This window comes from Pseudaminobacter soli (ex Li et al. 2025) (assembly GCF_003012705.1).
In the GTDB taxonomy this organism is placed as follows: Bacteria; Pseudomonadota; Alphaproteobacteria; order Rhizobiales; family Rhizobiaceae; genus Pseudaminobacter; species Pseudaminobacter soli.
Window position 1 is genome coordinate 444,118 of record NZ_PXYL01000004.1, and the last position, 22,491, is coordinate 466,608.

A 22,491-nucleotide genomic window follows, 5' to 3' on the forward strand; every position below is an offset into this window, starting at 1 on the left:
GAAGACGATGGCGGCAAGCTTCGAACCAGAAGAAACAGCGCCCCGGGTCGGTCTCTTCGTGACCTGCCTGGTCGACCTGTTCAGGCCTTCGGTCGGCTTTGCCGCGGCGAAATTGCTGCAGGACGCGGGCTGCTCGGTCGAAGTGCCTGTGGCGCAGACCTGTTGCGGCCAGCCGGCCCACAATTCCGGCGACCGCGCAGAGGCCGTGCTGGCGGCTCAAAACACCATCGAAGCCTTCGAGGAATTCGACTACGTCGTGGCGCCGTCCGGTACATGCGCCGGTATGCTCAAGGTGCATTACCCTGCCCTTCTCGCGGACCAACCTGGCTGGGCCGCGCGCGCCAGAAACCTTGCCGCCAAGGTGCATGAGCTGACGAGCTTTCTCGTCGACGTGCTTGGGCAGAAAAGCAGTCCGGCACGCTTCGACGGCGTCGTGACCTACCATGATGCCTGCGCGGGCCTGCGCGAACTCGGCGTGCAGGGCCAGCCCCGCGCGCTGCTGAAATCGGTCGAAGGCCTCGACCTGATCGAGATGCGCGCGCCTGAAATGTGCTGCGGCTCCTGCGTGCGTCATCCCGCATCTTCGGCGCCCATCGCCAGAAGCAAGACCGACAACGTCAAGGCAACTGACGTCCGACTGCTTCTTGCCGGCGATCTCGGCTGCCTGATGGACATGGCCGGCAGGCTGCGGCGCGAGGGCTCGAACATCGAAGTGCGGCATGTCGCCGAGGTCCTGGCCGGCATGCTCGATGCCCCGCCGATCGGCAGCAGAAACGCAATTGCCTTTAAACGAACCGCTTGAACCGTCGGCGCGGGACGCCCGCCGCCGATCAAATTGAAAGAGAACTCATGGCTGAAATCCTAGAGATCAACGACCTGAAAAACCTTGCCCGGCGGCGCGTGCCGACGATGTTCTTCGACTACGCCGATTCCGGCGCCTGGACCGAAAGCACCTACCGCGCCAACGAACAGGATTTTTCCAAGATCAAATTCCGCCAGCGCGTGCTGGTCGACATGACCAACCGCTCGCTCGAAAGCACCATGATCGGCCAGAAGGTGTCGATGCCCGTGGCACTGGCGCCTACCGGCAGCGCCGGCATGCAGCATGCCGATGGCGAGATCCTCGCCGCACAGGCGGCCGAGGAGTTCGGCGTGCCATTCACGCTGTCGACGATGAGCATCTGCTCTATCGAGGACGTCGCCGAAAACACCAAGAAGCCGTTCTGGTTTCAGCTCTATGTCATGCGCGACAAGGATTTTGTCATCAACCTCATCGACCGGGCCAAGGCGGCAAAATGCTCGGCCCTGGTGCTGACGCTCGACCTGCAGATCCTCGCCCAGCGCCACAAGGACATTCGCAACGGCCTGTCGGCCCCGCCGAAGATGACGCCCAAGAACATCATCGACATGGCCATCCGGCCGCGTTGGTGCCTGGGCATGCTGGGCACGCAGCGCCGCACCTTCCGCAACATCGTCGGCCACGCCAAGAGCGTGGGCGACCTCGCCTCTCTCGCGTCCTGGACGTCCGAGCAGTTCGACCCGCAGCTGTCGTGGAAGGACGTGGAGTGGATCAAGGAGCGCTGGGGCGGCAAGCTGATCCTGAAGGGCATCCTCGACAAGGAAGACGCCATCATGGCCGCCAAGACCGGCGCCGACGCAATCATCGTCTCCAACCATGGCGGCCGCCAGCTCGACGGCGCCCCCTCCTCCATCTCCGCGCTGCCCGAGATCGTCGAAGCAGTGGGCGACAAGATCGAAGTGCACATGGATGGCGGCATTCGCTCCGGCCAGGATGTGCTGAAGGCCCTGTGCCTCGGCGCCAAGGGAACCTATATCGGTAGGCCGTTCCTTTACGGACTTGGCGCGATGGGCAAGCAGGGCGTGACCAAGGCGCTGGAGATCATCCGCAAAGAAGCGGATGTCACGCTCGCGCTTTGCGGCAAGCGCACGATTGCGGATGTCGGGCCGGATATGCTCTATCGGTAGTGCCGGCTCTTGAAATCAGGGTGAGAGATTGACGAAGCAGGGCATGCATTTCCTTGAAGCTTCCGGCCCCGACGGCATCCGCATCTATGCCATCGGGGACGTTCACGGCCGCCTCGACCTGCTCGAAAGGATGCATGCCCGCATCAATTCAGAACTGGTGGCCGAGCAGCCCGACGACTGGCGGGTCATCCATCTCGGCGACTATGTCGACCGCGGCCCGGCTTCGAGAGGCGTGCTCGACACGCTGCTCGATGCCACAAGGCGCGACGAGCGGATGATCGCGCTGGCCGGCAATCACGATCACGGCTTTCTCGACTTCCTGGCCCATCCGACGCCCACCGGCCTGTTTGCCAACAATGGCGGCGACATGACCGCACTTTCCTACGGTGTCATGCTCGACTTCGGCGGTCCGGCGGCGCTTGCCAGCAGCGCCGCCGCGCTACGCCGCGCCGTGCCCGAGAGCCATGTCGGATTCCTCAACGGCCTCGGCTATTGGGCAAGTTTCGGGGATTTCTACTTTTGCCACGCCGGAATCCGGCCGGGCGTTCCGCTGGAACGGCAGAACCCGCGCGATCTGACATGGATTCGCGACGAGTTCCTGCACTATGCCTACCCTCATCCCAAGGTGATCGTGCACGGCCACACGCCGCATCCGGAACCGGAAGTGCTGGCCAATCGGGTCAATGTAGATACGCAGGCCCACAGGTCGGGCGTGCTGACTGCGCTCGTCATCGACGGACTGGACAAGCGCATCCTGTCGGTCAGCGACAAGGATTAAAGCATTTTGCAGCCAAGCGGAAACGCTTGGCGTGACACAAATGCGGCTAAATCAATGAGATAGAGCGGAACAAGGGCATCCGTCAGGATGACCGCCGCTCTAGTGGTTGGCGGCGCCGACGCCGTAGCCGTCGTAAACGGCATGATCGCTCGATGCGTCTGCTGCGTAGATGCCAAAGCCGCAGAGCGCGATGGCGGAGAGCATGGCGAAGGACAGGAGCGCGGCTTTCAAAGTGGTCATCTCGGTTAGGGCCTTCGGCAATTTTGCATAAAATTTATTACGAATGCGTTGCCCGCCGCAGGGCGTTCCCTGCTGGCCAGTGAATCCACATTCGTTGAGTTTTGACGCCTTCTAGTCGCGCCACCTGCGGGTGGCCAGTGTCTTTGACACCGGCTCGCCGGTAAGTTTGGCGGCGTGCCATTTATGCCACTGAGGCAGGTAGCGCGCGGGCCAGCGACGTCGACGGAGTGTCGATCACAACTTGCTGATCGGAAACAGGAAACCCATCAAAAGGTGCCCCGCCGCGGCGAGAAAATCAGATCGTGGCGACCCAGTTGCGCGCCAGCGTCAAGCCGATCTCGTCGGCCTTGTCGCCATGGGCGGTCGCCTCGTCCTCGAAGCGCTCCAGCCAGCCCGGCTGCCGCTCGCGCAGCAGGTCCGGAAACAGGGCGTTCCATCGCCGGACCAGCGGCTGGTCGGCCTCGAAATGGAACTGGAAGCCGTAGGCGGCGCGGCCGACGCGGTATGCCTGATTCCGTGCCGCCGGATTGGTGGCCAGATGCACCGCGCCTTCCGGCAGCGTGAAGGTATCGTCATGCCACTGGAAGGCCGGGAAGCTTTCGGGCAGCGCGCCGAAAACCGGATCCTTGGCTGCGTCGTCGGTGACCGCGATCTGGCGCCAGCCGAATTCCGGCGCCGCGCCGATCAGATTGTCGCCGCCAAAGGCGCGCGCCATGAGCTGGCTGCCAAGGCAGATGCCGAGCATTGAACGGTCCTTCGCCTCGAAATCGCGAAGCAGACCGAGAAGTGCCGGGATATAGGGATATTCCTCGTCGGCCAGCGCATTCTGCCCGCCACCAAGCACGACGATGGCGTCATGCTCGTCGGCATTCTCCGGCAAGGCGTCGCCCAGATGCGCGTTGCGCAGGTCGATCTCGGCACCCGCCTCGGCCAGCGCCGTGCCCACCTGCCCAAGCCCGGTATTGTCGAAATTCTGGACGACCAGCACCCGCATCGAAAAACCTTTCCCAGCATGACAGAACCGCTGCGAGCGTTATCATGCGGACCAGCTGCCTGAAAGAGAGATTGGATATGCCACTGCAGAACCGCGTCGATCCCTTTGGCGAGATCCAGGCAGTTGCGGCGCGCGGCCTTTTTACGGGAAACCGCGGCGTCATCCACGATCCGGACACGAAGACGCTGCTCAGGCGCCGCTGGTCGACCCGGGCGTGGCTGATCTGCGTCTGCGAATTTCGCGGACGACACCGCGAGGTCATGGGGCGCAACGCCCCAAGCGGCGGCGCGGGCTGGACCGAACTGTTTTTCCTGGACGAAGTGACCGGCCTGGCTGCCGGCCATCGCCCCTGCTTCTACTGCCGCAGGCAGCGGGCGCAGGATTTCGCCGCCCGCTTCGGCGCAACTTTCGCCATCGATGAGCCGAAGGTTTATGACATCGATTCACGATTGCACGCCGAGCGGTTGGCCTCGGGCGGACAACGCATCAGGCTCGGCCAATCCGAACTGGCCGCACTGCCGGACGGCGCAATGGTGGCCCAAGGAGGCGACGCCTTTGCGATCAAGGGCGGCAAGATGTGGCGATGGTCGTTCGGCGGATACCAGTCGAGCCCGGGTCTTGCGGACGGTGCGGGCGGCGAATTCTCGCTGCTTACACCTCCAACCACGATTGCCGTTCTGCGCGCAGGCTACGAACCTGCCTGGCATCCGAGCATCGAGACTTGACCGCAAACGCCCTCTCCCGCATTCATCCTCTCATGCGCGCCAATTACAAAATGCAGCGGCTGTTCGTGCCGCAGGACCTTTCCGCTGACGCCTCGCTCGAGGCGAGCCCGGAACAGAGCCACTATCTCAGCCATGTTCTGCGCCTCAGCGAGGGCGCGGAAATCCTGATCTTCAACGGGCGTGACGGCGAGTGGCTGGCGCGAATCGAGGCCAAGACCAAGAAGTCGGTGCGGCTGCGGGTAGTGGAGCTGACGCGGCCGCAATCGCCGCAACCCGATCTCATCTACTGCTTCGCGCCGCTGAAACAGGGCCGGCTCGATTATCTCGTGCAGAAGGCCGTGGAGATGGGCGCCGGCGTGCTGCAGCCCGTGCTCACCCAGCACACGCAGATCGTCAAGCCCGGCATCGAGCGGCTGCGCTCCAATGTCGAGGAGGCAGCGGAACAGTGCGGCATCCTCGCCTTGCCCGAGGTGCGCGAGGCGCAGAAGTTTTCGAATCTGTTGGCCGGCTGGGACAAGGAACGGCGGCTGATCTTCTGCGACGAGAGCTCGGAGACCAACAATCCGCTGCCCGCCTTGCAGGCTATTGCCGAGCGCAAGCTTGGCCTGATCATCGGCCCTGAAGGCGGTTTTTCCGAAGACGAGCGCAAGCAGCTCTACGCCCTGCCCTTCGTCACCGCCATTCCGCTCGGGCCCCGCATCCTGCGCGCCGACACGGCGGCCGTCGCCGCACTCGCGCTTGTGCAGGCCACAATCGGCGATTGGTAGAAGAACGTCATTCCGCTGATGCAAATTGTCTTGAACATGGTGTCAGGATTTTTTGCTTGATCGCGCGATACAATTCCGTCCATCAAGCGCCAACGTTGGCGAGAGGGTAGATAATGGCGCGCGACACCACCGACTTCCGACCCATCGAGAGCATGGACGAACTCGTCGCGTATCTCGCCGAGGGTAACAAGCCGCGCGAAAAATGGCGCATCGGCACCGAGCACGAAAAGTTCCCGTTCTATGTCGACGGCAATGCGCCCGTCCCCTACGGCGGCGATCGCGGGATTCGCGCATTGCTGGAAGGCATGCAGCGTACGCTCGGCTGGGAACCCATCCTCGATGAGGGCCGCATCATCGGCCTGGTCGAGCCGACCGGCCAGGGCGCGATCTCGCTGGAGCCGGGCGGGCAGTTCGAGCTTTCCGGCGCGCCGGTCGAAACCATCCACCAGACCTGCCGCGAGGGCAACGCGCATCTGGCGCAGTTGCGCGAGATCGCCGAACCGCTCGGCATCCGATTCCTCGGCCTCGGCGGCAGCCCCAAGTGGAAGCTTTCCGAAACGCCGCGCATGCCCAAGTCGCGCTACGACATCATGACCGCCTACATGCCGAAGGTCGGCACCCAGGGCCTCGACATGATGTACCGCACCTGCACGATCCAGGTTAATCTCGACTTCTCGTCCGAGACCGACATGCGTCGCAAGATGCAGGTGTCGCTCAAGCTGCAGCCGCTGGCCACCGCGCTTTTCGCCAACTCGCCCTTCACAGACGGCAAGCCCAATGGGCTGCAGAGCTGGCGCGGCGAGATCTGGAAGGACACCGACAACCAGCGCTCCGGCCTGCTGCCCTTCTGCTTCTCGCCCGATTTCGGCTTTGCCGACTATGTCGAATGGGCGCTGGACGTGCCGATGTATTTCGTCATCCGCGACGGCCGCTACCACGACATGACGCACATGACCTTCCGCCAGTTCATGGCTGGTGCTGCGCGCGACGAGGTCACGGACGGCATGCCCACCATCGGCGACTGGGCCAACCACCTGTCGACGCTGTTTCCCGACGTGCGCCTGAAGCGCTTCCTTGAAATGCGCGGCGCCGATGGCGGTCCGTGGCGGCGCATCTGCGCCCTGCCCGCCTTCTGGGTCGGCCTGCTCTATGACGAGGAGGCGCTCGACGCCGCCGAGGCGCTGACCGCCGACTGGAGCTATGAGGAAGTGCTGGCCATGCGCAATGCGGTGCCGGCCGAGGCCATCGCCACCCTGTTCCGCAACACGACGCTGCGCGACGTTGCGCGCGACGTTCTGGCGATCTCGCGCATGGGCCTGAAGAACCGCAAGCGGCTGAACCGCGACGGCTTCGACGAAACCAATTTCCTGTCCACGCTCGACGAAGTCGTAGCCCGCGGTACCACCAGCGCGCAGGAAATGGTCACGGCCTATCACACGCGCTGGGGCGATTCGATCGAGCCGGTCTTCCTTGAATACGCGTACTGAGGACTTGCGGCTGGACAGACAGCCGCGCCTCTAACAATCCGGTAGGCGGCCATCTGGCTTTGGGCTAGGCTCCCTCGCAGCAATTGCTTCGAGGAGGATCGGCCATGGCTTCACTGTTCGACTTGCTGAACAATTCCCAGAACGGCAGCGGCATGGAGGCGCTGGCGCGGCAGTTCAACCTTTCGATGCAGCAGACGCAGGCAGCCGTCGAAGCGCTGCTGCCGGCCTTCTCGCAAGGCTTGAAGCAGAACACCTCCGATCCCTATGGGATAGGCGCCTTCCTGCAGGCCATGACGAGCGGCCAGCACGCCAAGTATTTCGACGATCCGGCGAACGCCTTCACGGCCGCCGGCATGGCGGAGGGCAACGGCATTTTGGGCCATCTGTTCGGCTCGAAAGACCTCTCGAAAGCCGTCGCCGCCAATGCGGCGGCCGCCAGCGGCGTCAGCCAGGAAATCCTGAAGCAGATGCTGCCGGTCATGGCCTCGATGATCATGGGCGGGCTGTTCCGGCAATCGACCGGCACGACGCAGGGCTCGGCGGCCGAAAATCCCTTTGCCCAGATGTTCGAGCAGATGATGCGCCAGAGCGGCATGATGCCCGGCACCGCGCCTCAGCAGGCGCAGACGACGAGCCATGCCGACAATCCGTTCGGGCAGATTCTGGACAGTTTTTTCGGCGGCGGCGCCGGCCGGCAGGAGCATTCATCTGCGGGTGAGAACCCGTTTGGACAACTCCTCGAAGGCATGTTCGGCGGCGCGGCGAAGCAATCCGGCCCGGCCCAGGCTGCGCCCAGCGACAACCCGTTCGGCAAGATGCTGGAGCAGATGTTCGGCGGCGGCCACACCGCCCAGCCGGAACCCGAACCGCAAGTCAATCCGAGCGGCCGCCCGCGCAATCCTTATGACGATATGTTCGGCAAGATCTTCGAAGCCGGCGCAAAGCAGCGCGACGAATACCAGAAAAGCGTCGAATCGATCTTCGAGCAGTTCACCAAGGGCATGAGCAAGTAGGCGAAAAGAAAAAGCCCGGTCCGCAAGGACCGGGCAGCGTGCAGGCAAGCCGGGGGGATGACCGGCGGGAGTGGGAAGCCTGCAGAAACTCAAGCGACCCGACGGGCCAGTTCCTCGATCGTCTCGGCGCGGGCGCGCGCGATCGATCCAAGGCGCCTGGTGGGGTCGGAGCCGAACGACAGATCCGTTACGCCATATAGATCAGACCGGGTCAGGCCGATATCGGCCAGTTCGGTATCAGTCATTTCTCCAAGGCGATAGAAATCGCGTCGATTTTTCCAGATGCGGTAAGTGTTGGCCACGAGGTTCAGCACGCGTGCGGCGAAAGCCGGCCGCGCGGCAAGCTCAATCGACTGGGGGGCGTGTTCGAACGTGATCATGACACTTCTCCGCGAAAATCAGCGCGCAGAAAAACCGCCCGACGCGACGGCGCATGGTGCGCGTCGCGGCGTCTCGCCGGCGTTCTTCTTTGCTACCTGTAGACGTTTGAGAGTGTGCCTGGGTTGTATTGATTAATCCAACGAATGTTTTTAATCTTTACCATCAAACTCGATGATGGATGTCGCCATGTCCGCGCCGCTCGACCTCGACCAGTTGCAAACCTTCATCATGATAGCCGACACCGGCAGCTTCACCCGGGCCGCCGAGGAGGTACACCGCACGCAATCGGCCGTATCCATGCAGATGCGGCGGCTTGAGGAACGCATCGGCAAGCCGCTGTTCGAAAAGGACGGGCGCAACAACAAGCTGACCGAGGAAGGCGAACGCCTGCTTTCCTATGCGCGGCGGCTGATCCACCTCAACCGCGAGACGCTTGCCGCCTTCGACGACCGGCGGCTCGAAGGCACCATCCGCATCGGCACGCCCGACGACTATGCCGATCGCTTCCTGCCCGAAATCATGGCCCGCTTCGCCCGCTCCAATCCGCGCGTCGAGCTGACGGTGATCTGCGAGCCGACTTTCAACCTCGTCGAGCACATCAAGCGCGGGCATCTCGACCTTGCGCTGGTCACGCATGACGACATGAAAGGCCAGTCGGAAGTGGTGCGGCGCGAGCCGCTGCTGTGGGTCACATCGGCCAACCATGCCGCCCATGAGCAGGAAATCCTGCCCGTGGCTTTCGGCCGCCCGACCTGCATCTGGCGGCGCGCGGCCACCGATGTCCTGGACCGCATGCAGCGCGACTACCGCATTCTCTTTTCAAGCTGGTCGGCGACCGTCATCACCGCTGCGGTCCTGTCCGGGCTGGCGATCTCGGTGCTGCCCGAATGCGCGCTCAGGCCCGGCATGCGCGTGCTTGGCGAGGCCGACGGTTTTGGTGCCCTGCCCGACTGCAAGATCGGTATCATGCGCGGCCACACCGCCAGCGCCGACATCGTCGAAGCGCTGGCGCGTCACATCGCAGAAAGCCTCGACAACATTTCGCGCCCGCCGGTCGAGGAAACGGGCACCTTCGATTTCGCCGGTTTCGCAGCCTCGCGCGGCAAGCGGCTGAAGCCGGGCCACATTCTGCCCGGCTGGTAAGGGCGCGTTCGCCTGAGGGAGGCCGTATAGCCGGCCTCCTCGAGACAAGAACTTTTAGAACCTGTCGATCACGCTGATGCCGGTGCCGTCAAAACGGTCCATCAGCATCAGTGCCGCCGGCGCGTCCTCCAGGCTGAGGCGCTTGCGGATCAGCTTCTGCGGCGCCAGCTTGCCGGTTTCCAGCATGTCCATCAGCGCCTTGTATCGGAAGGCCTGCATGCCGTGGCTGCCCAGGATCACCAGCTCATGGGCGATCACCTTGTCCATCGGGATCTTCGGCGTGGCGTGGTCGCCCAGCATCAGGCCAACCTGCACATGGCGCCCGCGCCGGCGCAGGTTTGCGATGGAGTTGAAGCAGGTCGAAGGATGGCCGAGCGCATCGATCGACACATGCACGCCGCCCTTGGTGAGTTCGCGGACCGCCTGGACGACGTCTTCCCTGGCGCCATTGACCGTGTGAACCGCACCGAGCTCGCGGGCGAAGTCGAGCTTGTCGTTGGTAATGTCGACGGCGATGACATTGGCGCCCATGGCCGTGGCGATCATGATTGCCGACAGGCCGACGCCGCCGCAGCCATGCACGGCAACCCACTCGCCCGGCAGCACCCTGGCCTGGTCGACGATGGCGCGGAACGAGGTGACGAAGCGGCAGCCGAGGCTCGCGGCAGTTGCGAAATCCAGCTCATCGGGCAGGCGCACCAGATTGGTATCGGCATAGTCGATCCCGACATATTCGGCGAACGAGCCCCAGGCGGTGAAGCCCGGCTGGAACTGCTCCTCGCAGACCTGGTGATTGCCGGAATTGCACTCGTGGCAATGGCCGCAGCCGCCGACGAAAGGCACCGTCACGCGGTCGCCCACGCGCCATTGCGTGACCTGGCGGCCCACGGCCTGGATCGTACCGGCCAGTTCATGACCGGGCACATGCGGCAGCACGATATCGGAATCGTGTCCCATCCAGCCGTGCCAGTCGCTGCGGCAAAGGCCGGTCGCCTCGACCTTGATGACCACGCCATCGGTCGATGGCGTCGGGTCGGGAACGTTGCGGATGCTCGGCGGTTCGCGGAAATGTTCGAACAGGACGGCTTTCATCAACGGTACTCCCGGGGGCTAGGAAATTATTTTTCCAGCGCTACCGCTTTCCGCCGCGAATGACCAGCACGTTCCCCAGCGCGACCAGCAAAAGCCCGAGGATGGCATAAAGGGTCCAGACGTAGCCTTCGAACACCGTCGAGACCAGAAGCGCGAAGATCGGGAACATGACCGTGGCATAGCCCGCACGCGCCGCGCCGATGCGGCCAAGCAGCGTCAGATAGGCGGCAAAGGCGATCACGGTCGAGATGACCGCCAGGAACACCAGCGAGGAGAGATAAGGGACCGTCATGGCGATGATGAACGGCTTTCCCATCAGCAAAGCGAGGAACGTCGCCCAGATCGTGCCGTAGAGCATGCCCCAGGCGCTGGTGGAGATGAGCGGCAGTCCGCGCTTCTGGTTTGAGGCCGAAACCAGATTGCCGAGGCAGAAGCTGAAAGTGCCGCAGATGCAAAGCAGAAGCCCGGTCAGCGTGTTGCCGGACAGGCCGTGCGCCGCGATTTCGGGGAAGAACATCAGCGCGATACCGCCAAAACCCATCAAGCCGCCGAGCAAAATCTTCGGCGCCGGCCGCTCGCGCATAACCACTGCGCCAAGCAGCATGTTGATCACCGAAGCCAGCGAAAACACCACCGACAGCAGGCCGCTGACCAGATAGGTCGCGCCATAGTAGAAGAAGAGGAAGTTGGACGAGAAGATCAGCACACCCATCGCCACGAAGCGCAGATGATCGGCAAGCGGAAAGCGCAGCTGACGGCCGCTCAGCACCACCCAGGCAAACATCAGCACGGTGGCGATGGCAAAACGCCAGACGAGGTTGACCTCGGGCGACACGCCCGCCCCAACCTGCAGCGAGATGGCGAACCACGACACGCTCCACGACAGCACGGTCAGCGCATAGAGCCCGTAGTCGATCGGCTGGAAAGGCCGGTCGACAGACACCGGCATGGAGGAGGATGCGATGATTTCAGTCCGTGCGTTCATGCGCATGGCCTACGCCCATGCCCCAAAACGGTCCATCCAATTCTTCTGATCGACCTATGAGCACTTGTGATGTTACGGCCCTACGGGCTTGACCCCCGGCCAGCGGGCGCGCACCAATCGCGCCATGAGCGACTTCTTCTCCGAATCGAATGCGCCCCAGCCGAAGGCCAACGTAGCCGAATATACGGTGAGCGAGATTTCCGGCGCCCTGAAGCGGGCGATCGAGGACCAGTTCGGCCATGTGCGCGTGCGCGGCGAGATCTCTGGCTATCGCGGCCCGCACTCCTCCGGCCATGCCTATTTCAGTCTGAAGGATGACCGCGCCCGCATCGAGGCGGTGGTGTGGAAGACCACGATGAGCCGCCTGAAGTTCCGCCCCGAAGAGGGCATGGAAGTCATCGCCACAGGCAAGCTCACCACCTATCCCGGCTCCTCGAAATACCAGATCGTCATCGACAATCTGGAGCCTGCCGGCGCCGGCGCGCTGATGGCGCTTTTGGAAGAGCGCAAGCGCAGGCTGGCCGCTGAGGGTCTGTTCGAGGCGGCGCGCAAGCGCCCCCTGCCCTATATGCCGCTGGTGCTGGGCGTCATCACCTCGCCGACTGGTGCGGTGATCCGCGATATCATCCACCGCATCACCGACCGTTTCCCGTTGCATGTCGTGCTGTGGCCGGTGCGCGTGCAGGGCGAAACCTCGGGCGCCGAGGTGACGGCCGCCGTGCAAGGTTTTAACGCGCTGCCGCATGACGGTCCGGTGAAGCGGCCGGACCTTCTGATCGTCGCGCGCGGCGGCGGCAGCCTCGAAGACCTTTGGGGCTTCAACGACGAGGCGCTTGCGCGCGCCGTCGCCGCCTCCGACATTCCCGTCATCTCCGCAGTCGGCCACGAGACCGATTGGACGCTGGTGGATTTCGTGGCCGACGTGCGCGCGCCGACCCCGACGGGTGCGGCCGAAATCGCAGTCCCCGTGAAGGCCGACCTCGAAGCCACCCTTGCCAATCTCGGCGCCCGGCTCAAGGGCTGCATGACGCGCCATTTCGATCGCAAGCGGCAATCGCTGCGCGCGGCGTCCCGCGCCTTGCCGACGCCCGACCAGCTGCTTGCCCTGCCGCGCCGCCACTTCGACGAAGTGACCAGCCGCCTCGGCCGCGCGATCATCGTCGGCACCGAGCGCAAGCGCGCGCGCTTCCTCGCGGTCCGCCTGTCGCCGGCCACGCTCGAGTGGCGCATGGCCGAGACGCGGCGCATCACCGACCGCGACATGGCCCGCGCCTTTGCCGCGTTGCGCGCCATATTGCGCGAGCGGCGGCTCAGGCTCGAACGCGCAGCGCAGCGCTTCGGCCCGCAGCCGCTGCTGCGTCGGCAGAAGCAATCCGCTGACGCGCTCACTGCCCTGCAACGCCGCCTCGACCACGCGACGATTTTGCGGCTCGAGCGACTGCGCGGCCGCGTAAACCAGGCCGAGAGGCTGCTTGCGACGCTGTCGCATCAGTCGATCCTCGACCGCGGTTTCGCCCTGGTAACGGACGCCGAGGGCGCGCTGGTGAAGCGCGCGGCCGAAGTGGCGCCGCACGACGCGCTTTCGTTGCGCTTCGCGGACGGAACGGTCGGCGTGATTGCCACCGAAGGCACGCACCGCCCAAAGCCGCAGGCCAAGGCGGCGAAGCCGAAAGACCCCGGGACGCAGGGCTCGCTGTTCTAGGAACGGCTGCTTCATGACTTTCAGGTTGCGGCCGAAAGGCCGGAACGGGTAACACTGCACATCCCATAAGAATGGGGCCGACGACCGCCGAGGGGTCGTCGCCATGCCCCGCAAAACCGGAACACTGGAAAAGAGACTGCACATGGACATCACCAAGGAAACTGCGGCCCTTCTTGGAAGGCTTGGCGTGAACACCGACAGCATCGTGGGCGGCGACCTTCCGGTCCACAGCCCGGTCACCGGCGAGAAAATCGCCGCGCTGAAGTCGATGTCGTCCGCCGAGGCCAACCAGGCCATCGAGCAGGCCCATGAAGCCTTCAAGGCCTGGCGGCTGGTGCCGGCGCCCAAGCGCGGCGAACTGGTGCGCCTGCTCGGCGAGGAACTGCGCGCCGCCAAGGCCGATCTCGGCCGTCTGGTCTCCATCGAGGTCGGCAAGATCCCGTCGGAAGGCCTCGGCGAAGTGCAGGAAATGATCGACATCTGCGACTTCGCGGTCGGCCTTTCGCGCCAGCTCTACGGCCTCACCATCGCGACCGAACGCCCCGGCCACCGCATGATGGAAACCTGGCACCCGCTGGGCGTCGTCGGCGTCATTTCGGCGTTCAACTTCCCGGTTGCCGTGTGGTCCTGGAATGCGGCGCTGGCGCTCGTCTGCGGCGACTCGGTCGTCTGGAAGCCTTCTGAAAAGACCCCGCTGACCGCACTTGCCTGCGAGGCGATCTTTGCCCGTGCGGTAAAACGCTTCGGCGCCGATGCACCCGCCGGCCTGCTCAAGGTGCTCATCGGCGACCGCGCCATCGGCGAAGCGCTCGTCGACAACCCGAAGGTGCCGCTGGTCTCTGCCACCGGCTCGACCCGCATGGGCCGCGAGGTCGGTCCGCGCCTTGCCAGGCGCTTTGCCCGCGCCGTTCTGGAGCTCGGCGGCAACAATGCCGGTATCGTCTGCCCGTCCGCCGATCTCGACATGGCGCTCCGCGCCATCGCCTTCGGCGCCATGGGCACGGCCGGCCAGCGCTGCACCACGCTGCGCCGCCTCTTCGTGCATGAAAGCGTCTACGACGCCATCGTTCCTCGTCTGAAGAAGGCCTATGAGAGCGTCTCGGTTGGCAGCCCGCTGGAAACCAGCGCGCTGGTCGGCCCACTGATCGACAAGCCGGCCTACGACAACATGCAGAAGGCGCTGCAGGCGGCCGGGGCCAATGGCGGCAAGGTGACTGGCGGCGCGCGCGTCGAAAACGGCCATGACGCGGCCTACTACGTCCGTCCGGCGCTGGTCGAGATGCCGGGCCAGGTCGGCCCCGTGCTCGAAGAAACCTTTGCGCCGATCCTCTATGTGATGAAGTACAGCGACTTCGACGAGGTGCTCGCCCAGCACAACGCCGTCGGCGCCGGCCTCTCTTCCTCGATCTTCACCCGCGATATCCAGGAATCCGAGCGCTTCCTCAGCGCCGACGGCTCCGACTGCGGCATCGCCAACGTCAATATCGGCACCTCGGGCGCCGAGATCGGCGGGGCGTTCGGCGGCGAGAAGGAAACCGGCGGCGGCCGCGAATCCGGCTCGGACGCCTGGAAGGCCTATATGCGCCGTGCCACCAACACGGTGAACTATTCCAATGCGCTGCCGCTGGCGCAGGGCGTGTCCTTCGACATCGACTGACGAACGCGTTACCGGCTGCCGCCGGAAATGAAGCATTACAAACAAAGCCCCGCGCCAAGCGCGGGGCTTTTTGCATGTGCCGGCCATCGGCATCGCAGCCCCGGCCTCAACGCAAGGTGAACGCGTTCAGGGTGGACCCTGTGTCTGGATAGGTGCATTCTGCCCGCGCGGCAGCAGAGGGCATTGCCGAGTGTTTTTGGGGGACCAAGAAACCCGAAGGGAGAGCCCAATGTGTTACAGCCAACAATATCTTACGTCGGACGACATGGCCAAGATCGAGCGCGTCCTGACGCAGGCCGGCTTCCACAAATCGGAAACAGCGTCGGGAATGGACAAGGATGCCGCGAGCTTCCTCGCCCGCGAATTTCAGGACGGCGTGACGAATGAAGCCGATCTTACCATGTCGCTCGAAAGATATCTGACGAGACGAGCCATGTGGCGGGCTGCGCCCGGCAGCGACGCCGGTTCGAGCCATAAGGCAGAGGCGAAACCCGCCTCCAAAACGCCCGCGCAACAAGCCTGATTTTTGAGCCTTGGAAAGGTCCCAGCTGACGCCGGGGCCAACATGACTCGTTGCAGATCAGAATTTGTAGGCGATGCCCAAACGGACATCGTTTGTCTTCAGACTAACGTGGGTCGTAGGAAGATCTTTCTCATAGTCTAACGGAATAGTCCTCTTGCCGAAGTCGGTATAGCGATACTCGAGGCGGCCGATCAGGTTTTCGGTGAACGCATATTCAAGGCCGCCGCCGATCGTCCAGCCTGTGTGAGTCTCGGATCTGTCCCAGCCGTCTTCCCAATTTGCCGATGTATCCATGTGCCCGAATTTAAGCTGACCGAACGCCACGCCGCCAGCGACGTATGGCAGGAAGCGATCGACCGCATAACCAAGTCTTGCCCGAACGCTGCCGGCCCATCGCAGCTTGGCGTCGCCCCAAACTTCGCCAACACCTATCGGCACATGATCTATGTAATAGTCGCTTCTGCCCTTGATGTCGCCGCCGTAGAAGTCAGCTTCGCCACCAAGCACTAAATTGTTTTCGAACTGCCAATTATAGCCGAAATAGATCCCGCCAAATCCCCCTTTTGGATCATAGTACATGTTGTATGCAGTGCTAAAGTCTGGCTCATCGTAGGTTGATTTCCCCCACGCATATCCAGCCTCTGCGCCGACATACAAGCCAGACCAGTTGTATTTTGGCACTGGCTCTTGAACGACCACATCAGCGGCCTGAACTCCACTGATGCCAGACAAAAAAAGTGCCGGTGCAATGATGAATTTTCCCATCATCTTCGTCCCCTGAGCTGGAACGATACTTAGTTCATCGGCCCGGCAGGGCGCAAATGAGATTTCAATTCTCTAATATAATGTGCATCTAATGTTGTATTTCTGGTACATCCAGAAGTGCCTTGCTCTTCCTGCCATTCCGCCCCACACCTCCGCCGACGATATTTTTGCATTTTCTAATGGAACCGAAAGCAGCGCGTCGCGTTTGGTATGCTCCAACTAGGCGCATTGGTGGCGGGGGCCACCGCAACAAGCCCGTCGTTTCAGCCGAGACGGCGGGCTTTTGCTATCGGAAGCAAGGGCTCCCCCGCTCGGCGGATTGAAGAAAATCATGGCCGCTCTAGCTGATCTAGCGCGAGGGGCATCCCAAGGAGGAAATCATGATTGGCAAAATTGTGCTTGCGGCTTCACTCGTCGCCGCCTTCAGCATGCCCGCATTTGCAGCGAATGAATATTGGGTTGCAAAGGATGCATCGACAAAGAAATGCTCGGTCGTCAGTTCCAAGCCCGACGGCAAGAAGATGATGGACGCCGGAAACAAGATGTATGCAAACCAGGCAAATGCGGAGAGGGCAATGAAGGAACTCTCTGCCTGCAAGTGAATTGCGACAGGCCCAAAGAAAGCCCGCCCCGGTCAACCGAGGCGGGCCTTATTTTGAGGTGCCAGTTACGGAAGCCAGCTATGGCCGCTCAACAGTTGCCGTTTTCTGCTGAGTTCGAGTTACCGTAGGTGCCATTGTTGGACCGCATGGTCCCTTGGGCATTAGGGCCGCAAGGGCTGGTCTTTCCGTTATTGGTGTTGTCCTGATTTCCATTGATGCTGCCGGTGCTGTTCGGATCGACGCCGGGGCTGCCATTGTCTTCACCGGAGGTTCCACCGGGACTTGATGACGATGGTCCGCCCATCCCGCCGCCCGCGCCCGTGCCGTGGCCACCACCGCCGGCTCCAGCGGCAAATGCCGACGTCATCAGCGCGACTGTCAGCGCCGAAGCTGCCAAGACTCTCATGAACATTTGAGAGCTCCTTCTTCTGTCCGTCGCAAAAGCGCGACCGGCGCCAACAGGTGATCCACACTGTGGTTCCGGGCGGACAGTTCACAATCGCCTGTGACGGCGCCCACGGGGTAACTCGAAAATGAACCGGACCACCGGACCGGTACGCGCCTCTGCAGTCAGATTCGCTGACCTGTCGGACTGGCCATGATTCGCAGCTGCCGATGCGTTTCAAGAAGAGCGGCGAAGAGCATGATGTAACGGACCCGCCGGCACAGGCAGTCGTCACGATGTCGATCTTGTTGGAAAAAGGGGGGTGGTACCGTTGGCTGGGATCGAACCAGCGACCTCCGGATCCACAATCCGGCGCTCTAACCATCTGAGCTACAACGGCACGCCATCTGGTGACGCGTCCAATAAGGACAAACGGCGGACATTTCAAGACGTTTAAACGCTGTTTGCCGGGTCATTTTGACCACATATCCCCAAAAGCCTGCAAACCCGGGGAAAACGCCCGCAAAAAAAGAAAAAGACCGGCGGGAGGAGGAGCCGGTCTTTTCCTATGTATCGCCAGCGGGAGGAGGCTGGCTTTGGCCCGAAAGCGGAGGGAGGAGGTTCCGCAATCGGGTATTCGGTCGATCGGGCCGATCAGGCGACCTTGAGGTCCTTCAGCGTCTTCTGGAAGACGTCCTTGAACGGCTTGGTCACGTCCTCGGCGGCCTTGGTCGAAACGGCCTGGAAATCCTTGGCCTGCTCGACGGCGATTTCGAAGCGCTGACGCAGAAAGGCGGTCTGCAGCTCGAACAGCTCCGACAGCGACTTGGCGCCGACCAGGGCTTCGAGATGCGCAAAGCCGGCCTCGGCATTGCCGCGCAGGGTGGCAATCGTCTTCAGCGACAGGTCGCCGCCGGCGGTGCGGGCGGTTTCGAACGTCGTCTCGAGGGCCTTCTGGGCTTCCTCGGCGCCGGTCTTCAGCTTGGCATAGGCTTCCTTCGACTGCTCGACGCCCTTTTCGGCAAAGGCGCGGAACTGGTCGGTGGCCTTCGAGGCGTCGAAGGTCGGGAATTCGGCATTCTCTGTAAATTCTGCAGTCTTGGTAGCAGTCTTGGACATATTTTGATCCTTTACAGCGGACAGTCCTTAAAGAGGAAATGTCTGTTCATGCATGTCCTCCATATAGGTCAGCCCATTGTGCATTGCAACATAAATATTGCACTGCAACATGAGCCTCATGGCGCGTTAACCAAAAGCCGAGTTTCCGCTCGCCACACGCGTTGATTTCTGGACGTTTGAGCCGGCCGCTTGATATTAACGAAGGGTTAACTGCGGGGAATCCGTCTCCGCGGGGAAGGTCTAGCAACGCATGCCGTCAGCCTCGTATTCGTTCATCGATGTCGCGATCCTCGACGACGTAAGACAGCGTTTCGCCGCCGGCGATGCGCTGGTCATTCTTGCGACGGATCTCGGCCAGGTGATCTGGGCGAACGGGCCGGGTGCCGCCCTGCTCGGCTATCCGGACATCGAGGTGGCACTTGGCGAGGAGCCGGGCCTTTCCATTGCCGCGCGCCGGCAGATCATGGCGACGAGCGGCTTTCCGCATATCGGCCGCGACCGCAGCCTTATGGTCCGCCTGGCCTCCGGCATCACCAGCCTTGCGGTCAATTGCCTGGCGAGCGCGCTTGTCCTGCCCGACGGCGAAGACGCGATCCTGCTTGCCGTGCCGGCCGCTCAGGGCGGCGGCCGTAGCGAAAGCGACATTGCCGGGCGCGCCATTGGCGGGCTCGACGGGCACGGCCAGTTCGCCGCCTTCGTCGGCAAGGACGGCGTGATCGAAGCCGCCGCCGAAGGGTTCGAGGCGCTGGGCATCGCGCCGCAGACGCTGTCGGAACTCACCGCCGAAGTGGGCATGGCGCGCGACCGCGTGGTCAAGCGCATGATTCGCAGCGGCAAGGGTCTGCTGCCCGCCGGCATCGCACGGCTGGCCGATTCGCCGGCGCGGCACCTGTTGATCGTCGTGGACGAGGACCAGCTTACAGCGGAAGAGGCAAAGCCCGCCGAGCCTGTCGAGGCCGAGCCCGTGGTCGAAGTTTCGCCAACCGTAGACGACACTCCGCCAACGGCCGTCGAATCGACTGAGGCCGCTGGCGAAGCGACGGAGCCTAAACTCGAGGCGGAAGTGCCGCAGATCGAGCTGGCAGAATCACGGGTCGAGTCCGGAGAACCGGAGATCGAGCCGGCGGAGCCAGCCGCGACGACGGTTGAGCCCGCACAGCCTATCACGACGACAGTCGAGCATGCAGAGTTTGTCGCCACATCGGCCGAGGAGGCGGAGTCAGCCACGCCAGTCGAGCCTGCCGAGATGGTCGCGACGCCGGTCGAGGAGCCGGCATCCGACGAAGACAAAACCACTGCCGAATCGGCCAGCGAGCCGGACGCCGTCGCGGCTGCGCCCAAGCCGCCCGCCGATTCCACGCCGGGTCATCACGACCGCTGGTATTTCAGCGCCGAGGAAGAAGCTCCGAACACAACTGCTCCCAGGGCGCCTGCCCCCTCGACGGCATCAACTGCTGCGCCGGCACCCACCTTCAAGCCGGACCGGAGCCTGCCCGCCGTGCGCTTCGTGTGGCGCACCGATGCCGAGGGGCGCTTCAGCGAGATTTCCAGGGAGTTTGCCGACGCGGTGGGCACGCACGCCGCCGACGTCGTCGGCCGGCGTTTTCGCGATGTCGCGATGGCCTTCGGGCTCGATCCGTCGGGCGAGATTTCCGACCTGCTCGAACGCCGCGACACCTGGTCGGGGCGGTCCGTGCTGTGGCCGCTCGCGGGCACGGAGCTAAAAGTCCCGGTCGACCTCGCCGCCCTGCCCGTCTATGGCCGCGACCGCAATTTCGAAGGTTTTCGTGGCTTCGGCGTCGCCCGACGGGCGGAAGCCGTGCCGGACCCGGAAAAGCTCGGGCTGGTGCTGGTGCCGGGCAGCGCGATGCCGAAGGTCGAAAGGCACTCCACCCTTCCGGTCGAGGTCGATGCGGACAAGCCTGCGGCCGACCCGTTCCAGGGCGAGGTTCCGGCACTTGCCATCGAGCCCAGACCTGACCGCCGCTTCAGTGACAAGGTGATCCGCCTGGCCGAGCATCGCCCGGCGGGTGAAAAGGGTCTCTCTCCGGTCGAACGCAGCGCCTTCCGCGAGATCGGCGAGCGCCTGAAGAAGAACGGCGACAAGAACAAGACCAATGGCCAGCAGACCGCCGAGGCGGACACCTCGGCCAAGTCGCCGGAAGCTGCGCCGTCGTCGGGCGAGCAAGCGCCTTCCGCCACCGAGTCCATCGAGGCCTCGCAGGCGTCTGAAGAGAAGGCTGTCGAGCCCATCGCGGCGGCCGATGAAAAGCCGGTCGAGGAAGCAGTTCCCACCGCCGCAGCTGAATTGGATGCCGCCGAAGCCAAGCCAACCGTCCAGCCGGCTCCCGAACTGAAGCGCGAAGGCTTTCTGCCGTCGGCCTTTGCGCCCGGCGACCATAGATTGCCGAGCGACACGTCGATCCTCGAAAAGCTGCCGGTGCCGGTGCTGATCCACTCGGGCGATGTGCTGCATTACGCCAACGAGGAATTCCTGACGCTCACCGGCTATGGCTCGGTCCAGCAGCTTGCCGCGGCCGGAGGGCTCGATGCGCTGTTTGCCGACAGCTACGCCGACGACACCGAGGCGCCTCACCACGATCTCAGGCTGCGCACCGGCGACGGGCTGGAATTCCCCATCGAAGCGCTGCTGCGCTCGGTGCCGTGGCAGGGTCGCAAGGCGCTGATGCTGGTGGTTCGCCGCACCGGCGAGGAGGAAGCACCCGCGTCCGCCCTCCAGGCGCCCAGCGAAGCGGAGCTTCACGCCCGCATCGCCGAGATGCGCACCATCATCGACACCGCGACCGACGGCGTGGTGCTGATCGACAAGGAAGCCACCATCCGGTCGATCAGCCGGCCGGCGGAGGCACTCTTTGCCATCGACAGTGACGATGCGGCGGGAAAGCCTTTCGTGTCGCTGTTTGCCATGGAAAGCCAGCGTGCCGTGCGCGACTATCTGAACGGCCTTGCCGAGCACGGCGTGGCCAGCGTGCTCAATGACGGCCGCGAGGTGATCGGCCGCGAAGCCGAAGGACGCTTCATCCCGCTGTTCATGACAATCGGCCGCCTGCCCAACGACAGCGGCTATTGCGCCGTTGTGCGCGACATCACCCAGTGGAAGCGCGCCGAGGAAGAACTTACCCAGGCACGCGCACTGGCCGAGCGCGCCTCCTCGCAGAAGACCGATTTCCTGGCCCGCGTGAGCCACGAGATCCGCACGCCGCTCAACGCCATCATCGGCTTTTCCGAGCTGATGGTGGACGAGAAGTTCGGCCCTATCGCCAACGATCGCTATCGCGACTACCTGCGCGACATCAAGCGCTCGGGCAACCATGTGCTCGACCTGGTTAACGACCTGCTCGACATTTCCAAGATCGAGGCCGGCCAGCAGGAAATGGCCTATGAGGCGGTGTCGCTCAACGACACGCTCGCCGAAACGGTGGCCATGATGCAGCCGCAGGCCAATCGCGAGCGGGTCATCATCCGCTCCAGCTTCGCTTCAAAGCTGCCCGATGTGGTGGCCGATCTGCGCAGCGTGCGCCAGATCGCGCTCAACATCCTGTCGAATGCCGTGCGCTACACGCAAGCCGGTGGCCAGGTCATCGTCTCCACGGCCTATGAGCCGAGCGGCGACATCGTCATGCGGGTGCGCGATACCGGCATCGGGATGACGCAGGGCGAGATCGAGCAGGCCCTGAAGCCATTCAAGCAGATCAATTCGCTGAAGCGTCCGCGCGGCGACGGCACCGGGCTCGGCCTGCCGCTGACGAAGGCGATGGTGGAAGCTAACCGCGCCCGCTTCATCATCACCTCGACGCCGGGCGAAGGCACGCTTGTCGAGGTTGCGTTCCCGTCGACGAGGGTGTTGGCCGACTGACCGTCGCAAGTCGGAAGCATCTGTCTCGCAGGCGCTTGCCGCGCCTGCTCAATCGTCTGTCCAACTGAATCTGATGGCCTGCCGGAAAATTCTCCGGCCGGCGACTGGTGCTTATCAACGGACAAAATGTCGCTCGCCAAACATCACTTGGAGCGGCTGGCCCTTCAAACCCTTGAAAAGCTGCCTCCTTTTGTCCACTTTAGAACAATTCTAAACTATTGAAATCATTGGCGTTTGGATTGATCTGATCCGTTATCTGGTCCAAAAGTT

At 63.3% G+C, this 22,491-nt stretch carries 21 protein-coding genes and 1 tRNA gene; 13 read left to right on the top strand and 9 right to left on the bottom strand.

Annotated elements, in window-relative coordinates:
- The first annotated feature begins 7 nt into the window (after positions 1-7).
- Genes C7I85_RS11000 through C7I85_RS11010 form a run of 3 tightly spaced genes read left to right on the top strand, consistent with a single transcriptional unit; the run spans position 8 to position 2,764 of the window.
- Positions 8-802, top strand: coding sequence for a (Fe-S)-binding protein (locus C7I85_RS11000; RefSeq protein WP_106723998.1), 795 nt, complete (start codon positions 8-10; stop codon positions 800-802).
- A gap of 47 nt (positions 803-849) precedes the next feature.
- Complete coding sequence (locus tag C7I85_RS11005) at positions 850-1,986, top strand: alpha-hydroxy acid oxidase (protein WP_106723999.1); 1,137 nt, start codon at positions 850-852, stop codon at positions 1,984-1,986.
- Positions 1,987-2,029: 43 nt separating this feature from the next.
- Positions 2,030-2,764 carry a metallophosphoesterase gene (locus tag C7I85_RS11010; RefSeq protein WP_245444887.1) on the top strand — a complete coding sequence of 245 codons (735 nt, stop codon included), beginning with the start codon at positions 2,030-2,032 and terminating at the stop codon, positions 2,762-2,764.
- A 99-nt stretch (positions 2,765-2,863) separates the two neighbouring features.
- Here C7I85_RS11010 and C7I85_RS30940 read toward each other — a convergent pair whose 3' ends face one another.
- Together C7I85_RS30940 and C7I85_RS11015 are read right to left on the bottom strand one after the other, a co-directional pair.
- Positions 2,864-3,004: a hypothetical protein gene (locus tag C7I85_RS30940; RefSeq protein ID WP_181257139.1), complete on the bottom strand. Its 141-nt coding sequence runs from the start codon at positions 3,002-3,004 to the stop codon at positions 2,864-2,866.
- A gap of 295 nt (positions 3,005-3,299) precedes the next feature.
- Complete coding sequence (locus tag C7I85_RS11015; RefSeq protein ID WP_106724001.1) at positions 3,300-3,998, bottom strand: type 1 glutamine amidotransferase; 699 nt, start codon at positions 3,996-3,998, stop codon at positions 3,300-3,302.
- A gap of 77 nt (positions 3,999-4,075) precedes the next feature.
- Between C7I85_RS11015 and C7I85_RS11020 the strand changes: the two genes are divergently transcribed.
- The 4 genes from C7I85_RS11020 to C7I85_RS11035 all read left to right on the top strand — a co-directional run bounded on the left by C7I85_RS11020 (position 4,076) and on the right by C7I85_RS11035 (position 7,990).
- A complete protein-coding gene (locus C7I85_RS11020; protein ID WP_106724002.1) occupies positions 4,076-4,723 on the top strand; it encodes a hypothetical protein in 648 nt (215 codons plus the stop codon).
- A gap of 32 nt (positions 4,724-4,755) precedes the next feature.
- Complete coding sequence (locus C7I85_RS11025) at positions 4,756-5,490, top strand: 16S rRNA (uracil(1498)-N(3))-methyltransferase (RefSeq protein WP_106724003.1); 735 nt, start codon at positions 4,756-4,758, stop codon at positions 5,488-5,490.
- Between the two features lie 113 nt (positions 5,491-5,603).
- Positions 5,604-6,977: a glutamate--cysteine ligase gene (locus tag C7I85_RS11030; RefSeq protein ID WP_106724004.1), complete on the top strand. Its 1,374-nt coding sequence runs from the start codon at positions 5,604-5,606 to the stop codon at positions 6,975-6,977.
- A 104-nt stretch (positions 6,978-7,081) separates the two neighbouring features.
- A complete protein-coding gene (locus tag C7I85_RS11035; protein WP_106724005.1) occupies positions 7,082-7,990 on the top strand; it encodes a DUF937 domain-containing protein in 909 nt (302 codons plus the stop codon).
- A gap of 89 nt (positions 7,991-8,079) precedes the next feature.
- Here C7I85_RS11035 and C7I85_RS11040 read toward each other — a convergent pair whose 3' ends face one another.
- Positions 8,080-8,370: a DUF1127 domain-containing protein gene (locus C7I85_RS11040; RefSeq protein ID WP_106724006.1), complete on the bottom strand. Its 291-nt coding sequence runs from the start codon at positions 8,368-8,370 to the stop codon at positions 8,080-8,082.
- A 187-nt stretch (positions 8,371-8,557) separates the two neighbouring features.
- On the opposite strand from C7I85_RS11040, the gene C7I85_RS11045 reads away from it, so the two are divergent.
- On the top strand, positions 8,558-9,514 hold the full coding sequence (locus C7I85_RS11045) for a LysR substrate-binding domain-containing protein (protein WP_106724111.1): 957 nt from the start codon (positions 8,558-8,560) through the stop codon (positions 9,512-9,514).
- Between the two features lie 54 nt (positions 9,515-9,568).
- On the opposite strand, the gene C7I85_RS11050 is transcribed toward C7I85_RS11045, so the two are convergent.
- Together C7I85_RS11050 and C7I85_RS11055 are read right to left on the bottom strand one after the other, a co-directional pair.
- The gene (locus C7I85_RS11050) at positions 9,569-10,606 is read right to left on the bottom strand and encodes a zinc-dependent alcohol dehydrogenase family protein (protein ID WP_106724007.1); all 1,038 of its coding nucleotides are present in this window, start codon (positions 10,604-10,606) and stop codon (positions 9,569-9,571) included.
- Positions 10,607-10,646: 40 nt separating this feature from the next.
- Complete coding sequence (locus C7I85_RS11055; protein WP_106724112.1) at positions 10,647-11,591, bottom strand: DMT family transporter; 945 nt, start codon at positions 11,589-11,591, stop codon at positions 10,647-10,649.
- A 124-nt stretch (positions 11,592-11,715) separates the two neighbouring features.
- Between C7I85_RS11055 and xseA the strand changes: the two genes are divergently transcribed.
- The 3 genes from xseA to C7I85_RS11070 all read left to right on the top strand — a co-directional run bounded on the left by xseA (position 11,716) and on the right by C7I85_RS11070 (position 15,473).
- Positions 11,716-13,293 (top strand): exodeoxyribonuclease VII large subunit, encoded by a 1,578-nt coding sequence (gene xseA, locus C7I85_RS11060; protein ID WP_106724113.1) that lies wholly within the window; start codon positions 11,716-11,718, stop codon positions 13,291-13,293.
- Positions 13,294-13,435: 142 nt separating this feature from the next.
- Entirely contained in the window at positions 13,436-14,950 is a 1,515-nt protein-coding gene (amaB, locus tag C7I85_RS11065) for an L-piperidine-6-carboxylate dehydrogenase (RefSeq protein WP_106724008.1), read from the top strand.
- Between the two features lie 229 nt (positions 14,951-15,179).
- A complete protein-coding gene (locus C7I85_RS11070) occupies positions 15,180-15,473 on the top strand; it encodes a hypothetical protein (protein WP_106724009.1) in 294 nt (97 codons plus the stop codon).
- A gap of 57 nt (positions 15,474-15,530) precedes the next feature.
- Here the strand turns inward: C7I85_RS11070 and C7I85_RS11075 are convergent, their stop codons facing one another.
- Positions 15,531-16,241 (bottom strand): outer membrane protein, encoded by a 711-nt coding sequence (locus C7I85_RS11075; protein ID WP_106724010.1) that lies wholly within the window; start codon positions 16,239-16,241, stop codon positions 15,531-15,533.
- Between the two features lie 377 nt (positions 16,242-16,618).
- Between C7I85_RS11075 and C7I85_RS11080 the strand changes: the two genes are divergently transcribed.
- On the top strand, positions 16,619-16,840 hold the full coding sequence (locus tag C7I85_RS11080; protein WP_106724011.1) for a hypothetical protein: 222 nt from the start codon (positions 16,619-16,621) through the stop codon (positions 16,838-16,840).
- Between the two features lie 88 nt (positions 16,841-16,928).
- Here C7I85_RS11080 and C7I85_RS30535 read toward each other — a convergent pair whose 3' ends face one another.
- The 3 genes from C7I85_RS30535 to C7I85_RS11090 all read right to left on the bottom strand — a co-directional run bounded on the left by C7I85_RS30535 (position 16,929) and on the right by C7I85_RS11090 (position 18,344).
- Complete coding sequence (locus C7I85_RS30535; protein WP_146148855.1) at positions 16,929-17,252, bottom strand: hypothetical protein; 324 nt, start codon at positions 17,250-17,252, stop codon at positions 16,929-16,931.
- 296 nt (positions 17,253-17,548) lie between these two features.
- A tRNA-His gene (locus C7I85_RS11085) sits at positions 17,549-17,625 on the bottom strand.
- 254 nt (positions 17,626-17,879) lie between these two features.
- Positions 17,880-18,344: a phasin gene (locus C7I85_RS11090; protein WP_106724012.1), complete on the bottom strand. Its 465-nt coding sequence runs from the start codon at positions 18,342-18,344 to the stop codon at positions 17,880-17,882.
- A 250-nt stretch (positions 18,345-18,594) separates the two neighbouring features.
- Here C7I85_RS11090 and C7I85_RS11095 point away from each other — a divergent pair, with 250 nt between their 5' ends.
- Entirely contained in the window at positions 18,595-22,221 is a 3,627-nt protein-coding gene (locus C7I85_RS11095) for a histidine kinase dimerization/phospho-acceptor domain-containing protein (protein ID WP_106724013.1), read from the top strand.
- Positions 22,222-22,491 lie beyond the last annotated feature (270 nt).